The organism is Lactococcus cremoris subsp. cremoris NBRC 100676, from assembly GCF_001591705.1.
Lineage (GTDB): Bacteria > Bacillota > Bacilli > Lactobacillales > Streptococcaceae > Lactococcus > Lactococcus cremoris.
Map to the genome: position 1 here is coordinate 21984 of NZ_BCVK01000018.1, position 16355 is coordinate 38338.

Sequence of the window (16355 nt, forward strand, 5' to 3'; positions counted from 1 at the left end):
GAAAAATGACTCAACAACTAAATTCTTTGGGAAAGTCTGCCCTCTTAATACTAAGTAATACGATTATTGTTCTTCCATTCATGATTTTTATTCAAATTGCCAAAGGAACCTCACTTCTTGCCCTACTTCCTTTTCTGCTCTTTTATACTTTCAGAATGACCGGCATATTCTTTATAAGAGGAATAAAAACAAGAATCAACAGCTACAGTCTTTTAAAAATTTCATTGTACGCTGGTTTATTGGGTTGCTTACTTGGATTTCTTGGTTCTTTTTACTTTCCTTTCTATACTTTATCCGGTATTTTTCTAGGAGTAAGTGCAGCTTGGTTGCCGATGTCAAACACTTCAGTAAACTATGATCTAAAAAATACTAACCAGCTTATCAAAGAAAAGACCTTAATTAGTTTACTTTTGTTTTTAGCCCTTGGCTTTTCTTTTGTCTTCCCGCCTTCTCTAAAATATCCCCTGTTCTTTGTCTTCTATGGAATAGTTTATCTTCTCTCCTTCCAATTAGTTGGAAATTTGGACAATTACAAAGTTGATCCAAATGACTTAGAAAAAGCCTCCTATAAATATCTTATTTTATTTGCTTTATTTTTTGTTTGCCTCTTTCTATTACGCTCAAGTCGATTACTTGCCAATAGTTTAGAATTTGATTATTTCATTTTCGGATTTTTCTTTTTGGTCACCCTCTATATTGTCGCTATAAATTTTTTCAAAAATAAAATCCAAAGAAATATCCCTCGTAAATTATCATATTTGACAGCTATTAATGGGGCAGTGGGAAATTATTTATTTCTTTTTTGTTCTTTGTATGTCGCTGGCTTTTATGGTCATCAGCATTTATTTTTACAATTTTATCTTCCTTATGTTTTAGGAATTGTCTTTGCCTCTAAGGTCAAAAATTTACTTGGAAATAATGTCAAAACCTATTCTTTAATCGGAATTTTTCTAGGTTTACTTTTGATTGTTTTTAGTCCTCTATTTGCTCTAGGTTTATTCCTTACTAGTTTATTCAAAGGAAGTTTAAATTCAAGCTTAACTCAAGACTATGAAAGTACTATTAATATCGTTGAAGATAACGGATCTGGATAAAATATACCATTCAAAATATCGGAAGTATTCTTCACCAATTTTTGTTAATGCTTTTAGGTTCACTTATCATCATGAAAAATGGCTTATCTATCAAGACTTTGTTCGTTATTACTTCAACTCCCATTCCTACTGCTCGAAGTATTGAACTAATGAAATCATGGAATCTTATTGCTACATCATTGATTATCTTAATTATCATCGCTTATCTTATTTATCCAAAAATAGTTCCACTTCTTAAAAAATCAAAATAAATTAGAAAAACCCATGTCTAAGCATGAGTTTTTTATTTAATACGAGTGGTCAGTGAGCTTTCTTTTCCTTCGATAATTTTATGAATCTCTTTAGCAAATTGGCTTCGCTTAATCGGACGATAGCTTTTTAAGAAAGAAAAAATCGGAATTTTCACGAGCGGCTCCAATAGGCGTGCTGGAAAATAACTGCTTTTTCGTGAAGCATCATAGACAATTCCTGGAAAAACAGAAACAAATCTTGATTTCAAACATTTTTGACCATAAGCTTCCACTTTTTTTTTAGCTTTCATATAGTCATTTATAAAAAAAGGACCATCATTTGCTGAAATAAAAAGACATTGATTTTCTGAGTTAACTATTGTATCAATAATTATTTTTGCTGGTTGAATACTATTTTTTTCATAAGTTGTTCCTTTTGATTTACTCGGTAATAGAATTCCTACCGCATCAATCACCCAATCTGATTTCTGTAAAAGTTCTTGCCAATCACCGGTTTCATTTAGATTAGCAGCATGGTAAATGACTGGCTCAACTAGATTATCTTTAGATTTACCATGTCTTGATAAGCTATGTAATTCATAATCTGCAACTTGGGCAAGTTCCTTGAAAATACCTTGACCGACCAGTCCAGTTCCTCCAACAATCGTAATAATCATTTGCTTACCTCACTTGCTTTTATTTCTTATCCTAACATATTAAGGAAACTAATAAAAAATAATCGCTTTATGGATTTGACCAAATTAAAAACTAGAGAAAATACTCTAGTTTTTATTTCAGACCATTTTTTGCCAAAGATTCCAAATAGTCTGCTTCATAATCATAAAGCGGTGTTGGATATTCGCCGTCAAAATATGACAAGCAAAGTTTATCGTGACCGATCGCCTCGACAAGCCCTGACTGGCTGAGATAGGTCAGACTATCCGCTCCGATAGCTTCTCTGATTTCATCAGTCGTGTGTGTGGCTGCGATGAGTTCTTCACGATCTTGGATGTCAATGCCGTAAAAGCAAGGATATTTGAGAGCGGGACTGGCGATTGCCACATGAACCTCGGCTGCGCCTGCATCTTTGAGGAGTTTGACAATGCGACGGCTGGTCGTTCCACGCACAATGCTGTCATCAACCATGATGACACGTTTTCCTTCTACAACACCTCGAACAGCACTCAATTTCATGCGAACGCCTTGTTCACGAAGTTCTTGAGTCGGTTGAATGAAAGTTCTTGCCACATATTGATTTTTAATCAGCCCCATTTCGTAAGGCAAGCCCGATTCTTCAGCGTAGCCTGAAGCGGCACTGAGTGATGAATTAGGGACACCAATGACAATATCAGCGTCAATTTTGGCTTCTTGGGCTAAAATTTTTCCTGAACGTTTTCTGGCAGTATGAACATTAACTCCAGCGATATTGCTGTCAGGACGAGCGAAATAGATGTATTCCATTGAACAAATAGTCATGTTGGTGCTGTCAGTAAATTGGTCCACATGAATGCCGTCGTCATTAATTTCAATGATTTCACCGGGTTGAACATCTTGAATCCAAGTGGCGCCAACAACATCGAAAGCACAAGTTTCTGAGGCCACGACAACCGCACCGTTGCTCATTTTACCGATTGAAAGTGGCCGAAATCCATTAGGGTCAAGAGCTGCGACAATTGAATTTTCATTCATAATAAGATAGGCAAAGCCACCTTTGACCGTATTAAGTGCTTCTTTGACTCTGCCCATAAATTCTGGATGATGACTACGGCGAATCAAGTGCATGAGGATTTCTGTGTCTGAATTACTAGAAAATATTGCTCCAGATTTTTCAAGTTCACAGCGCAAGGATTGAGCGTTAGTTAAATTTCCATTGTGGGCAAGTCCAAGTGATCCGTCATGAAATTCAAACTGGAATGGCTGAATATTATTAATATTTGCCGAGCCAGCCGTCGCATAGCGGACATGACCAATGGCAGATGAACCTGTCAGTTCTTCCAAATCTTTTTCGTCACGAAAAACTTCGGTGACCAAACCTAAACCACGATGACGATTGAGCTTGCCGTTGTTATTGACCAGAATTCCTGCGCCTTCTTGCCCGCGATGTTGCAAAGCGTGAAGACCAAAATAGGTTAGACGAGCGGCATCAGGATGTCCCCAAACGCCGAAAAGTCCACATTCTTCATTTAATGTCTTCGCTTCAAACCGCGACCAGTCGCGGAGCTCATCGGCTTCAGTTTGATTCAAACTTTTTTTCTCAAAATGCGACCACTCTTGTTCAGTAAATGTTGCGCTTGTTATTTCATCAGACATGGAAGGGCTCCTTCATAAATGCTGACAGCTTCGTCAGTAGAAATAGAAAGTTCATTAATTTTCAAAATTCCGTTGTCAGTAACTTTTCCGATGACTTCGCTACTAGCAGAACTTTCTGTCAGTAATTTTTCAAAAGCAGCTTGATTTTCTGGTGAAATTGAGAGTACAAAGCGACCTTGCGTTTCTGAGAATAATTGAGCATTGCTTAAATCAACTTCTACATCAATTCCTAAGCCATTTGCAAAAGCAGATTCAGCTAAGGCAATCGCTAGACCACCTTCTGACAAATCGTGCGCTGAATTGATTAATCCGTCAGTAATTGCTTTTAAAACAAAGTCTTGATTGACTTTTTCAGTTTCTAAATCAAAATCAATCTTGCCAGAAATCTCGCCTGTCAGCATTTTTTGAAGTTCAGAACCTGAAAAATCATCAAAAGTTTGCCCGACTAATACAATCAAATCACCCGCTTTTTTAAATTCTTGAGTCGTAATATTTTTTACATCCTCAATCAAACCAACCATTCCAATCATTGGGGTAGGTAAAATAGCTGAACCGTTCGTTTCATTGTAAAGACTGACATTTCCTGAAATAACAGGCGTATCAAGAGCCAAACAAGAACGTGAAATTCCATCAGCGGCAGTCGTCAATTCCCAGAATTGTTCTGGTTTTTCCGGATTTCCAAAGTTCAAACAGTCGGTAATCGCAAGTGGTTTTCCACCAGAGGCGACAATATTACGAGCCGCTTCGGCAACCGCAATTGCTCCACCTTTTTCTGGGTCAAGATAGAGATAACGAGCATTACAGTCCGTTGTCATCGCAAGTGCTTTGTTTGTACCACGCACTCTTAAAACTGCGGCATCTGACCCTGGTGCAACAACAGTGTTGGTCATCACACGCGAATCATAAGTTTCATAAATTGATTTCTTGCTGGCAATTGTCGGTTGAGCCAAAAGTTTTTTGAAAATTTCACTGACCGCGCTGTCAGTAATTTCTGGAAGATATTTCTCGCTGTCAGTAAATTTTTGAATGCGCTCAGGAACTTTTGCCTCACGGTAATAAGTCGGTGCATCTTCTGCCAATGAATCAACAGGAACATGAGCAACCATTTGCCCTTTATGATAAAGTGTATAAAAGCCATCATCAGTCACTTCCCCAATATTCACAGCATCAAGGTCGTATTTTTTAAATAAATCAATGATTTCTTGTTCATGTCCTTTTTTGACACAAAGCACCATACGCTCTTGTGACTCAGACAACATCATTTCATAAGGAATCATTTCTGTTTCACGCTGTGGCACATTATCCAAGTTAAGACGCAAACCTGACCCAGCTTTTGAAGCCATTTCTGAAGTCGATGAAACTAAGCCAGCGGCACCCATATCTTGAATTCCAACTAAAATATCGCCATGATTTTGGATAACTTCAATACAGGCTTCAAGCAATAGTTTTTCCATAAAAGGGTCGCCAACTTGAACGGCTGAACGTTGTGTTTCTGAGCCCGAACCAAATTCTTTGGAAGCAAAAGATGCCCCATGAATGCCGTCACGTCCTGTTTTCGCTCCGACATAAAAAATAGAATTTCCCACACCTTTAGCTTGTCCTTTTTGGATATGTTTATGCTCAATTAAGCCCACACACATGACATTCACTAAAGGATTACCAGCGTATGATTCATCAAAAGCCACTTCGCCACCAACCGTTGGAATGCCAATACAGTTTCCGTATCCCGCAATTCCGGCTGTCACTTGGTCAACAATATGACGTGTTTTACCATTGTCAATTGGTCCAAAACGCAAACTATCCAAAATTGCAATTGGACGAGCCCCCATTGAAAAAATATCACGAATAATACCACCAGAACCTGTTGCTGCACCTTCATAAGGCTCAACGTAAGATGGATGATTATGAGATTCAGCTTTGAAAACAACCGCCAAACCATCACCAATATCCACAACCCCAGCCCCTTCACCAGGTCCCATCAAGACTTGCGGCCCAGTCGTCGGAAATTTTTTTAAGACAGGTTTTGAATTTTTGTAGCAGCAATGTTCTGACCACATCACGGCATACATCCCAGTTTCCGTAAAGTTTGGCAAGCGTCCACCAAGAATCTCATCCTTGATTTTCAAATATTCTTCATCCGTCAGTCCCCACTCACGGTAAATTTTGCTTTCTTGAATCTGTTCTGGTAACATCTCCAAAGTCATGTTCTTCTCCTATAAGATGTGAGCCCGACTGTTTTGAAGTGGTGAAAATTAGGAAAATTGATGGTTCTGCGCTCGTGCAGTTTTTTAATTTTGTCAAATTTCACTCATTTCAAGGGGGCGAACTCAGTTAATTTCAAATTACAAACTCACTGACAGTTCTGTCAGCAAATTTTACAAGTTTTCAGCTTACTGACAAAGCTGTCAGCAAATTTTTCTTAATTTTTTACAGTCACTAGAAAATTTTTCAACAAAGAGGCAAACATTTTTCTTCCGTCAGCTCCACCAAGCAATTCTTCCATAGCACGCTCAGGATGAGGCATCATCCCAAGTACATTTCCTTCTTTATTGACAATTCCAGCAATATTTTCAACTGAACCATTAGGATTTTCATCTGCATAAGTGAAAACGATTTGACCATTTTCTTTAAGTTCAGCAAGCGTTGCTTCGTCAGCAACATATTGGCCTTCGCCGTGGGCGATGGGTAAATTAATCAAAGCATCTTTAGCATATTCAGTCGTAAAATTACTTTGATTATTTTCAACTTTAAGGACTTGCCATTTGGAAACAAATTTCAAACCCTCATTGCGAATCAATACACCTGGTAAAAGCCCAGATTCAACCAAAATTTGAAATCCATTACAAGTGCCAAAAACAGGTTTCCCTTCTTTAGCCAAACGTTTGATTTCAGGCATAATGTTAGCAAATGAAGCAATTGCACCACATCGCAAATAATCGCCATAAGAAAATCCACCAGGAATCAATACTCCATCAAATCCTGCAAGTGACTTCTCGTCATGCCAGACAAATTCTGCCTCTGCCCCCATGACATCACGAATTGCCCAAAGTAAATCAAAATCGCAATTTGACCCTGGAAATTGAATGACTGCAAATTTCATTTTTTGACTCCTTCACTTTGTTCAGTCAAAATTTCAACTTTGTAAGTTTCCATATTTGGATTCGCCAACAATTCATTGGCAATTTCAGTCGCTTTTTCTTTAGCAAGCTCAGCTTCCGCATCAAAATCAAAATCGAAAAACTTACCAACATTCAAGTCTGAAACTTCTTGATAACCCATTTTATGGGTGGCTGCTTTAATTGCTTGAGCTTGAGGATCGAGAATTGAGGCTTTGTAAGCCACGTAAACACGTACTTTTGTCATTTTTAAATTCTTTCTATATAAGATGTGAGACCTGCCCTAAAGACTAGAACATTCTTATTTTGTCTTTTCCAATAGATTTAAAACTTCAGTATAAGTTTCAATCAAATCTCCAATATTACGCCTGAAAACGTCTTTATCCATGTGTTGCCCCTTCGCGTCCCAAAGACGTGAAGTATCTGGTGAGATTTCGTCAGCAAGAATAATACTTCCATCAGCAAGACGACCAAATTCAAGTTTGAAATCAACCAAAGTTAAGCCAATTTCAGTCCATATTTTTTTCAAAATCTTATTAATTTTACGTGTTTGTTTTTTTAGAAACTCAATTTCAGAATCACTTGCAATGTTCAGGAATTTGACATGTTCATCATTGATAAATGGGTCATCTAAAGCATCATCTTTATAATAAAATTCAACAATAGGTTCTTCCAAAACAATTCCTTCTTCAAGACCAAATCGTTTGGCAAAAGACCCAGCAACGACATTTCGCAAAACAACTTCCAAAGGAATTATTGATACTTTTTTATTCAATTGTTCGGTTTTTGATAACTTTTTAATAAAATGCGTTTCTAATCCTTCAGCATTTAATTTTTCAAAAATCAATGAAGTAATTTGATTATTTAGAGCACCTTTCCCAGTAATTTGTTCTTTACGAGCACCATTTAAAGCTGTCGCTTGATCACAATATTCAACCCAAAGCACATTAGAATCGTCTGTAAAATACAGTTTTTTGGCTTTTCCTTCATAAAGCAGCGTTTCTTTTTCCATAATATCCTCCATCCATTTAAGGAATTCTTTATGCTTCTTATTCTACTCTAATGAGACAAATAAAAAAAGCTCTAGCGGATAAAACTAGAACTTTTTCATTTTATTGTTCGGTTTTGCTGAATGTTCGGAAATAACTTTTTATTTACTGAGATTTTCATATTGTTCATCAGAAACTTCTTCCAACCAAACAGCTTCCCCCGCTGTAATGGCGACATGACTAAACCAACTATCCTTAGTCGCTCCATGCCAATGTTTAACTCCTGCATGAGTGACAATCGTATCTCCCGCATGTAAAAGTTGAGCTGCCTTACCCTCTTCTTGGTACCAACCCTCACCGGCTGTAACCAATAAAACTTGATAGCCATCTTTATGAATATGCCAATGATTACGGCATCCAGGCTCAAAAGTCACATTTCCCACACCACAGGGCAAGTCCTTATCCGCAATCATTCCTTCTAAATAAGACTGTCCCGTAAAATAGGCTCCATAAGGATTTTTTTCACCTTGCGGGAAAATAAGTTCTTCTTCTAGTTCTTTTTTGTTCATTCCATTCTCTCTTTCTTAATCAATCTCTTGATATCGAGTCACTTTCAATCGAAGCTGATATTTTTTTCTTAACTCAGCAATTTGAGCCATCATCTCACTTTTATGATGAAGATCAATAGCTTCTTGGTTTTCCCACTCATCAATCAATAAAATCGCTTGTTCATTATCAAAGGGAGCAAAATACTCATAACGCAAATTTCCACTTTGCTGACGAATTTTATCAACAAGACCTGAGCTTATCATTTCATCAGCAAAAAGATGGGCCTTATTCCCGTCACCTTGATACAAAATGTTGACCGTTATTGTCATAGCTTCCCTTTCTTATTTCCAAATCGTTTTAGTAATATTAAAAGCTGACCAAGCCTTTGGCCATCCCACATAAAAGCTCAGATGGGTAATTATTTCTGAAATTTCTTCTTGACTAATTCCATTTTCTTTTCCCTTAGACATATGAAAATTTAATTGTTCAAAATTTCCACCAGTAATCAAAGCCGTAATCGTAATGACACTACGTTCATGTGCTGAAAGTTCTTTTTCACTACTCCAGACTTCTCCAAAAAGAATATCGTCATTTAATTCAGCAAATTTTGGGGCAAATTCTCCAAGTTGTTCATGTCCTGCGGTTTGTTTTTCCATTCTAGCCTCCACATCTCTTCAATATCTAATTTTTTTATCTCGTACTTCTTCCAAGCTCTTCCAAAAATTTCAGACGCATCACTGTCGGTCTAAAATTTTTCTCCCAAGCAGGATCCCAGCTATAGCCTGAACGTTGTCGATAAGAATCAATAAATTTATCAATACTTACTTTATCTGTCACTGGCTCAAATTCTACTTGATAAGCTTTCCCATCAATGTGAACTTGCCCCTTTTTTGAAATCATAGCCGAATTCCACCAACTTGATGCCGTTCCGCGACCTGCTGCTACCGCTAAATCATCATCAATATAAGCAAACCAAATCCAAGCAGGACGATGTTCTTGTGGATCCGGGCTAATATAAATATCTTGTATCTTAGAAAACTTTTTTACATCAATTTCCATTTTTTCTCCTTTTATCTTACCAAGGTTGGCTTGTAGGTCCAACAGTAAACTCGCTGACGTTAACATCTGCAGGTTGTTCAAGTGCAAAGGCAACTATTCGAGCAATGGCCTCTGGACTAATACCATACTGTTCATAAAGCGCGGCCATTCCTTTGGCTGCCTCTGTGTCCGTAATTGTATTCAGTAACTCAGTATTTATAGCAGCCGGATAAATAGTAGCCGTTCGAATGTTTGTCCCTTCTTGAGCAGATTCCATTCTAAGCACTTCCATTAATTCACGAACTGCCCATTTTGTTGCCCCATAAACGCCACCATTAGGGTAGGCTTTTAGTCCGGCAACCGAACTCGTTGTAATCACATGCCCAGATTTTTGAGCAGTGAATTCAGGTAAGACAGCAGCAAGACCATTAAGGACCCCTTTAAGGTTAATATCGACCATACTCTCCCATTCTTCAACATGGAGCGCTGACAAAGGGGAACTTGGCATAATTCCTGCATTCAAGAAAATCGCATCAACTTTACCAAATTTTTCTTTGGCATATTGCACCAATTTTTTACTGTCTTCTGGATTAGTCACATCTGTCACTTGATAAATCGCTTGACCACCAGCCTTATTAATTTTATCAGCCAACTCTTTCAAACGACTTTCTCGTCTTGCTGCTAAAACAATTTTAGCGCCTTTTTTAGCAAGCAATTCGGCAGTTGACTGACCAATACCACTTGATGCCCCCGTGATTAATACTACCTTGTTTTCAATATTGTTTGACATTTTTTCTCCATTCATTTTTAACTTCTATTTTCATTATATTCCTTGAAGTCCACTTCAAGTCAACTTAAAAGTCTCACATCGTTTCATCTTTTCGATGATTTTATTATAAAATAATTTTTTACTGACGTGAAATGCTTTTTATATCAATAATTATGCTTTTTAAGCATACTATATTAAATTATAAAAAAGCTTCGTATAATTACGAAACTTTCATCAAAATTTATTTTATTTTTTTATTCAAAATCAAAGTATAGAAAACAAAGTTAAGTAAAGCAAGACAAAGGAAAAACATAAATACATGTTGAGTTCCGGTTGTTAAATTACTTGATTTTGTTGCAATCAGACTGGCCGTCGCCGTCCCTGCTGATGCCGCAAATTGAGAAGTCGTAGTAAACCAAGCATTTCCAGAAGCGGCTTTATCATGCGGGAGTTGAGCTAGACTATTGGTCATTGTCGTTGCAAAGCTTGACGAACGTCCGATTGTGAATACAACATAAAGTCCCATCACACCCAGTAAAGTTAGATTTTTAGTAAAAATCGTTAACAATACAAGTGCAATGAAGAAAACAGTGTTCCCGCTATATAAGATACCCTTGGCCCCTTTTCGGTCATAAAGTGCACCGATTGGTCCTTGCGCCGCTGAACCAATTAATGAACCAGGTAATAAAGCAAAACCTGCCAAGGTACTTGTGGCACCAAGAGAAACCTGTAAGAAATTAGGGATGATAAAGTTAATACCCAAATTTACAAATTGTAAAATACAATAAACAAGGACTGACAAAGTAAAGGTTGGACTCTTAAAGACATTGATATCTATAAAATTCAAAGAACTTGTTTTTGAACGCCAAATAAAGGCAATTAATCCAATAATAAATAGGATTAACCAAATCCATGAAAAATGAGCACTTGATAATGAATCTAAAGCTAAAAGGGCACTGTTCATCACAAGTGATAAGAAAATAAAAGCGATAAAATCAAATTTACCTGGACGAGTTTTTTCACTCTTTTCAATAGCCCAAGCTCCCAAAGGAAATAAGCAGATTGGGATAATTAAAATAATTGCAAAAATCATTCGCCAGCCAAGAGTTCCCGTTAAAAGCCCCCCATAAGTTGGGCCAAGTGCGGGTGCAATACTCAAAATCATACCAGCAAATCCCATCCAAAGACCAACCCGTTCACGAGGAATTTTAGTCAAGACAAGATTAAACATTAAAGGAATTGCAATCCCAGTCCCAATCCCTTGAATCAAACGTCCAGCCATCAAAATAGTAAAATTTGATGAAATTAAACTCAATAAATCACCGATAGTAAAGAAGATTAATCCTGCAAAAAACAAGGTTCGGTTTTGAAAACGTTGGCTGATGTATGAACTTGTAGGCATAACAATAGCAACAACAAGCAAATAAGCTGTCGTCACCCATTGAACCGTACTTAGTGGAAGTCCAAAAGTTTTCTCAAGCGTGGGGAAAGTCACATTCAGACTTGTTTCCGCCAATATCCCCATAAAGGCCACAAGAGCCACAGCGACAATCGAAAAGCGCGTTTTCGCGCTAATTTTATGATTCGCTTTATTTTTTTCTAATTCTCTATTCATTCTCTTCCTTCCTGCACGCTAAAATTATTAAGAAATTTTTCAACCGCAGCAATCTCTTCTGTTGATAATCCTGTCAAAGCTTTTTTATTATGTGCTTGGATATAAGCCCTGATTTCAGGTAAATATCTTTTCCCTTCTTCAGTTAATTCAACTGATTTTTGGCGGGCATCGGTCAGGCTTGTTCTTCGATTAATTAAAAGCCGCTTTTCCATGCGCTGTAAAATTTCCGTCGTTGTTGAACGTCGGATATTAAATTCTAATTCAATCATCGTCTGACTAATTTCTTTTCCTGAACCTTCTTCGCTTTGATTTCCAAGAAAATCTAAAATTGACATTTGCTGACCTGTCAAATCAAGTTGAGCTGCAAAATTATCAAATTCTCGAGACATTTGGTTGCTGGCTACTTTTAAAAGTCGGCCAATCGCTTCTTTTTTAGTTCGCATACGAATTATTATAACATAGTTTTTTTGTTCGTCAACGAACGTTTTTGTGTGATTTTGATAAAAAAATTACTGACAAAATGATGTCAGTAATTTCACATTATTTTATTATTTATTTTACGGGTGTAAAAACAACCGTTTTAGCGTTTCCTGATGTAATAATGGTCACTTCCATACCAGTGGTAAAGTTGATAGATGTCGCCTTGTCGTGATATAATATTATCTTTTTAATAATACATTTTATTCAATTCTAAATTTAATATAATCATGGAATAACTCTAAAAAAAGCCACCGCTGCCATACTATTCGCCATTTGAGGGCTTGTACCAGAATAATTCACAAAAATTCGTTGTTGCCCAGTTGAATCGTCTACTTTTTTATTATTAGGGAAAGCAACTTCTGTTGGTACAACAAAAATGTTAAGTGGACTACCAGGGGAAATCTCTCCATTTTTTAAGGCAATATCTGCAGTTCCATTAAATTGTTGACCTGCGCCAAGTTCAAAGGTTTGATTCTTTGCCCCTTTCCATATTAAAGTAAGATTTCCCATTGCATTAATTTCAAGCATATTTCCAGAAGTATCTTTCCAAGTTCCAACAATACTAGAAAAATTACCATTAACAATTTGAGCAATGTTTAACATTTCGTTTTTTGCTCCAATCCCGTACCAAGCTACTGCCCCATATTTCCAACCAGTATTCAATAAGCTATTTTGCTCAAAGCTACTTTCCGTGTAATTGTGAGCGCCAGATTGTGCATTGGGATTATAAGCGACATATACGGCTTGAGAACCTCCAGAATAGAAGACCGCCTTTCCGTTATTATCCCATTTCCAACCCTTATTTACTAAACTTTGGGCTTCATACTTGCTTTTTGTGTAATAATGGTCTCCGCCCATAGCATTTGGATTGTACACACGGTAAACTGGGCTTGAACTTGTTGTTGGTGCGATCCAACCGACACCTTCATAAGTCCAACCCGCACTTACATTAGCATTCTTTTCTGTCCCACTAGTTGTATAGAAGTGCTCACCAGTATTATGATTATACAAACGATAAACATTTGTATCTGCATGAGCACCCCCAACAATCAGTAAGCTAGCCCCTATAAAGGCTGTTCCAAGTAAAAGTTTGTTCATCTTTCTTTCTCCTTTATAAAAATAAAATCGGTTACAAGTCCTATTATATTCATTTTAAAACATTTGTCAATTAAATTTAAACTTCGTAATCAAAAAAATACAAAAAATACATTTAGAGCGTACTCTTTAAAACATCTTGTCGTTAAAGCCTATTCTAGTCGATTTTTAAACGAATTTCAGACTTCTACTGACAGATTCTTTACGGTCATAAAAATACATTTTTCCCACAAAAAAAGTTACTGACAATTTTGTCAGTAACTTATAGATTAATTTAAATTGCTAAATCAAATTTCAATTGAGGTTTTACTGGCTCATAGTCCACAAGTTCAAAATCTTCAGGTTTAATATCGAAAAAGTTTGTACCATCAGGAACATTAAGGACCAAACGAGGTTCTTTTTCAGAAGCTGTTCGCTTCATTAATTCATTTGCCTGCTCAAACTGATTATCATAAATATGTAAATTATTTACAAAATAAAAGAATTTCCCAACTTTCCAAGAAAAATGTTTTGCAATCATCATTTGCAAAGCAACATATTGCATCGCATTGATATGGTGGGCCACAAGCATATCGTTTGAACGTTGAATCAGTGTGGCATCCAAATAAATCTGACCATCTTTTTCTCGACGGACATCAAACATCGTTTGGAAAGCACATGGTAAAAGACCTTCTGTTTCCTCAAAATCTTCATACTGCCAAAGGTTGATGATATTACGACGATTCCATGGATTTTTGGCCAAGCCTTCTAATAATTTACCAATGATATTATATTTTTTGACTGTTTCACCATAACGTTGCCCAATCGTACCATCACCAATTCCCCATTCTCCCCAGTATTTGACTCCATACTTCTCTTCGAGAACAGAAAGCTCACTTGTTTGGTCTTGGTATATCCACATCAATTCTTTAATAGCAGATTTGATTGGAATTGGACGCAAAGTGGTAATTGGAAACTCCCCCTTTTGCAAATCATAAGTAACGAATGAACCAGTGACATATTTGCTATTCGCCATTTGACCATCCTTATACTTTGGTCTTGCATTTTCTGAAAAAACACCATTATCTAGGATATTTTGGATATTTTGTTTAAAAACTTGATCTGCGTAAGTCATGAAATTTTCCTATCTTTTTTAATTCCCTTCATTATACCACACCACCTCGATATGGTTCAATAGTATTTCCCAAAATAACCTCTCAGAATTATCAGGATAGAAAAAGAGATGTCAATATAATTTGTTCAAACCAGATTTATAAAAAATATCCATCAGGCAGTTTCTGAACCTTCTAATTCAACAGCTGCTTTTTCTTCTTCTAAAGCTTTATTATCCGCCACCTTAAAGAATGGGTAGTAAATAAGAACATTCAAGACTAAACAGATTGCAAAAATAATCAAAAATGGAAGTCCACCTGAAATGGCCATTCTCACAGGTGCTGGTGTCGTCCAAGGAAGAAGTGCCGTCATTGGATTCAGATTTGTAATATTTAATATCTTTGCCAAGCCCAATGCTACAGTTCCTAAAATTGCTGGTTGGAAAACCAAAGGAATAAAGAAAATAGGATTTAACATCATTGGAAGACCAAAAAGTAATGGTTCACTGATATTGAAAATACTAGCAATTGCACCTAATTTTAATAATTGTTTATAGCGTTCAGATTTTGCCGTAAACATTGAAATAACTAACCCATAAGTATTTCCACTTCCGCCCCATGCGTTCGCACCCACAGCAAACACAATCATCATTTGTAAGTATGGTACAGGTTTTCCGGCAGCATAGGCATCAATATTAGCATATGACATTGTTAATAACAATGGATTTAAAATTCCCCCAATTAAATTAGGGTGGATACCAAAGAACCATAAGAAATTACCAAAGGTAAAGATGCCCATAAGAACCCATGGATTTGCCACAGCACCAGTCAACGGTGCTTGAATTAGTTGTGTTGAGAAATTGAAAATATCATGGAATGGCGTATAAGAGAATCCCACACGAATCCCGAACATCAAACAGAAAATCACCATTGAAATAATTGCTGGACTTAGTGAATCTACAACCATTGGAGGAACTCCAGCTGGTAATTTAATAACTAAATTTCTTTTGCTCAATTGTATATAGACTAATGAAACAATAAAACCAATTATGATTGCTACAATTAATCCTGTGCTACCCGTGTATACCGTTTGAAATGCTTCAACATTTGACACACTGTCAACTACCGCGGATTTCGGAAATTCGGTTGGAATGTTTTTTACTACAGGGACACTAATAATTTGTGGCATTAGCATTAACAAACTTGCGATTGATAATAAACCGGCCGTATGGCCATTATATTCATGACGATTTACACCTGTCTCTTTTTTGAATTGTGAAGATAAATAAGAAATATTCATGTGTAGCTCTTCTGCAATTTCACTCACACTTAGTTTTTCGTATAAATGATTAACAATATACTTTTGACAAGATAATATTTTATAAGAAACCTGACAATATCGATGCTGTTTCACTTTATCTGCAAAATCGATCATCACATTATAGGCAAGCGTTCTAATTTCTTCTAATTCCGTTAATTCTTCAAGCTCTTGAATATATAAATCACTCATCAAAAAAGCTTCTTCTTCAGGTAATCCTCCCTGTATAGCCGAACGAGTAGTCATAGTGATGACTGAAATCAAAATGTTTTTCTTATGTCGCATTGAATTATTAGATAATTTTCCAGCAGTTCCTTTATTCATATAATTTGAAAAAGCTTTTTTTAACTCTGCAACATCTCCACGAATAACACATTCCCCCAAATATTTTTCAGAAAGATATGTTTTATGGAATTTACTTTCCTCACGTATTGGAATCATTTCCATTTCAATTGGTTTAGCAGCAAGCAATGGAGAAATAATATGCTGATTTTTTTCAAATAATTCTTCATAATCTAATTTTTCTTGAAAAATCATTTGATAGAGTAAAATACCACTTTTTAATAATTGTTTTACTTCAACGGGGAAAGGATTATTTGCAAGTTTTTCTTGTCCTTTAAAAATAAGTAGAAGATACTCCTCTTTACCAAATACAGAAAAA

At 36.4% G+C, this 16355-nt stretch carries 18 protein-coding genes; 2 read left to right on the plus strand and 16 right to left on the minus strand.

Annotation, left to right across the window (positions count from 1 at the left end; translation table 11 throughout):
• Positions 1 to 5 precede the first annotated feature (5 nt).
• Both LLA01S_RS04635 and LLA01S_RS13050 read left to right on the plus strand, forming a co-directional pair.
• The gene (locus LLA01S_RS04635) at positions 6 to 1094 is read left to right on the plus strand and encodes a hypothetical protein (RefSeq protein ID WP_232034971.1); all 1089 of its coding nucleotides are present in this window, start codon (positions 6 to 8) and stop codon (positions 1092 to 1094) included.
• 71 nt (positions 1095 to 1165) lie between these two features.
• A complete protein-coding gene (locus tag LLA01S_RS13050; protein ID WP_234922801.1) occupies positions 1166 to 1345 on the plus strand; it encodes a hypothetical protein in 180 nt (59 codons plus the stop codon).
• Between the two features lie 32 nt (positions 1346 to 1377).
• On the opposite strand, the gene LLA01S_RS04640 is transcribed toward LLA01S_RS13050, so the two are convergent.
• From LLA01S_RS04640 to LLA01S_RS13055, 16 genes are all read right to left on the minus strand, one after another.
• On the minus strand, positions 1378 to 2001 hold the full coding sequence (locus LLA01S_RS04640; RefSeq protein WP_061777919.1) for an NAD-dependent epimerase/dehydratase family protein: 624 nt from the start codon (positions 1999 to 2001) through the stop codon (positions 1378 to 1380).
• A gap of 112 nt (positions 2002 to 2113) precedes the next feature.
• Positions 2114 to 3634, minus strand: coding sequence for an amidophosphoribosyltransferase (purF, locus tag LLA01S_RS04645; RefSeq protein WP_081106874.1), 1521 nt, complete (start codon positions 3632 to 3634; stop codon positions 2114 to 2116).
• On the minus strand, positions 3619 to 5838 hold the full coding sequence (gene purL, locus LLA01S_RS04650) for a phosphoribosylformylglycinamidine synthase subunit PurL (RefSeq protein WP_061777920.1): 2220 nt from the start codon (positions 5836 to 5838) through the stop codon (positions 3619 to 3621). The genes purF and purL overlap by 16 nt, the downstream gene beginning before the upstream one ends.
• A 215-nt stretch (positions 5839 to 6053) precedes the next feature.
• Complete coding sequence (purQ, locus tag LLA01S_RS04655) at positions 6054 to 6734, minus strand: phosphoribosylformylglycinamidine synthase subunit PurQ (protein WP_011676477.1); 681 nt, start codon at positions 6732 to 6734, stop codon at positions 6054 to 6056.
• Positions 6731 to 6997 (minus strand): phosphoribosylformylglycinamidine synthase subunit PurS, encoded by a 267-nt coding sequence (gene purS, locus LLA01S_RS04660; protein WP_011676478.1) that lies wholly within the window; start codon positions 6995 to 6997, stop codon positions 6731 to 6733. The genes purQ and purS overlap by 4 nt, the downstream gene beginning before the upstream one ends.
• Positions 6998 to 7051: 54 nt before the next feature.
• Positions 7052 to 7762, minus strand: a complete 711-nt coding sequence (gene purC, locus LLA01S_RS04665) for a phosphoribosylaminoimidazolesuccinocarboxamide synthase (RefSeq protein WP_015082611.1) — start codon at positions 7760 to 7762, stop codon at positions 7052 to 7054.
• 138 nt (positions 7763 to 7900) lie between these two features.
• Positions 7901 to 8308, minus strand: coding sequence for a cupin domain-containing protein (locus LLA01S_RS04670; protein WP_061777921.1), 408 nt, complete (start codon positions 8306 to 8308; stop codon positions 7901 to 7903).
• Positions 8309 to 8323: 15 nt separating this feature from the next.
• Positions 8324 to 8617 (minus strand): antibiotic biosynthesis monooxygenase family protein, encoded by a 294-nt coding sequence (locus LLA01S_RS04675; RefSeq protein WP_011676481.1) that lies wholly within the window; start codon positions 8615 to 8617, stop codon positions 8324 to 8326.
• Between the two features lie 12 nt (positions 8618 to 8629).
• Positions 8630 to 8944 (minus strand): carboxymuconolactone decarboxylase family protein, encoded by a 315-nt coding sequence (locus tag LLA01S_RS04680; protein ID WP_061777922.1) that lies wholly within the window; start codon positions 8942 to 8944, stop codon positions 8630 to 8632.
• Positions 8945 to 8978: 34 nt separating this feature from the next.
• The gene (locus LLA01S_RS04685) at positions 8979 to 9347 is read right to left on the minus strand and encodes a DUF2255 family protein (RefSeq protein ID WP_021165492.1); all 369 of its coding nucleotides are present in this window, start codon (positions 9345 to 9347) and stop codon (positions 8979 to 8981) included.
• Between the two features lie 16 nt (positions 9348 to 9363).
• The gene (locus LLA01S_RS04690; RefSeq protein WP_011834909.1) at positions 9364 to 10116 is read right to left on the minus strand and encodes an SDR family oxidoreductase; all 753 of its coding nucleotides are present in this window, start codon (positions 10114 to 10116) and stop codon (positions 9364 to 9366) included.
• Positions 10117 to 10336: 220 nt separating this feature from the next.
• Complete coding sequence (locus LLA01S_RS04695; RefSeq protein ID WP_032950248.1) at positions 10337 to 11710, minus strand: MFS transporter; 1374 nt, start codon at positions 11708 to 11710, stop codon at positions 10337 to 10339.
• Positions 11707 to 12153 (minus strand): MarR family winged helix-turn-helix transcriptional regulator, encoded by a 447-nt coding sequence (locus LLA01S_RS04700; protein ID WP_011834907.1) that lies wholly within the window; start codon positions 12151 to 12153, stop codon positions 11707 to 11709. The genes LLA01S_RS04695 and LLA01S_RS04700 overlap by 4 nt, the downstream gene beginning before the upstream one ends.
• 262 nt (positions 12154 to 12415) lie before the next feature.
• Positions 12416 to 13288, minus strand: coding sequence for a DUF6287 domain-containing protein (locus tag LLA01S_RS04705; RefSeq protein ID WP_061777923.1), 873 nt, complete (start codon positions 13286 to 13288; stop codon positions 12416 to 12418).
• Positions 13289 to 13559: 271 nt separating this feature from the next.
• Positions 13560 to 14399 (minus strand): thymidylate synthase, encoded by an 840-nt coding sequence (locus LLA01S_RS04710; RefSeq protein WP_032950252.1) that lies wholly within the window; start codon positions 14397 to 14399, stop codon positions 13560 to 13562.
• Positions 14400 to 14551: 152 nt separating this feature from the next.
• The coding region (locus LLA01S_RS13055) for a PTS transporter subunit EIIC (RefSeq protein ID WP_255209970.1) at positions 14552 to 16355 on the minus strand (1804 nt) is incomplete at its 5' end.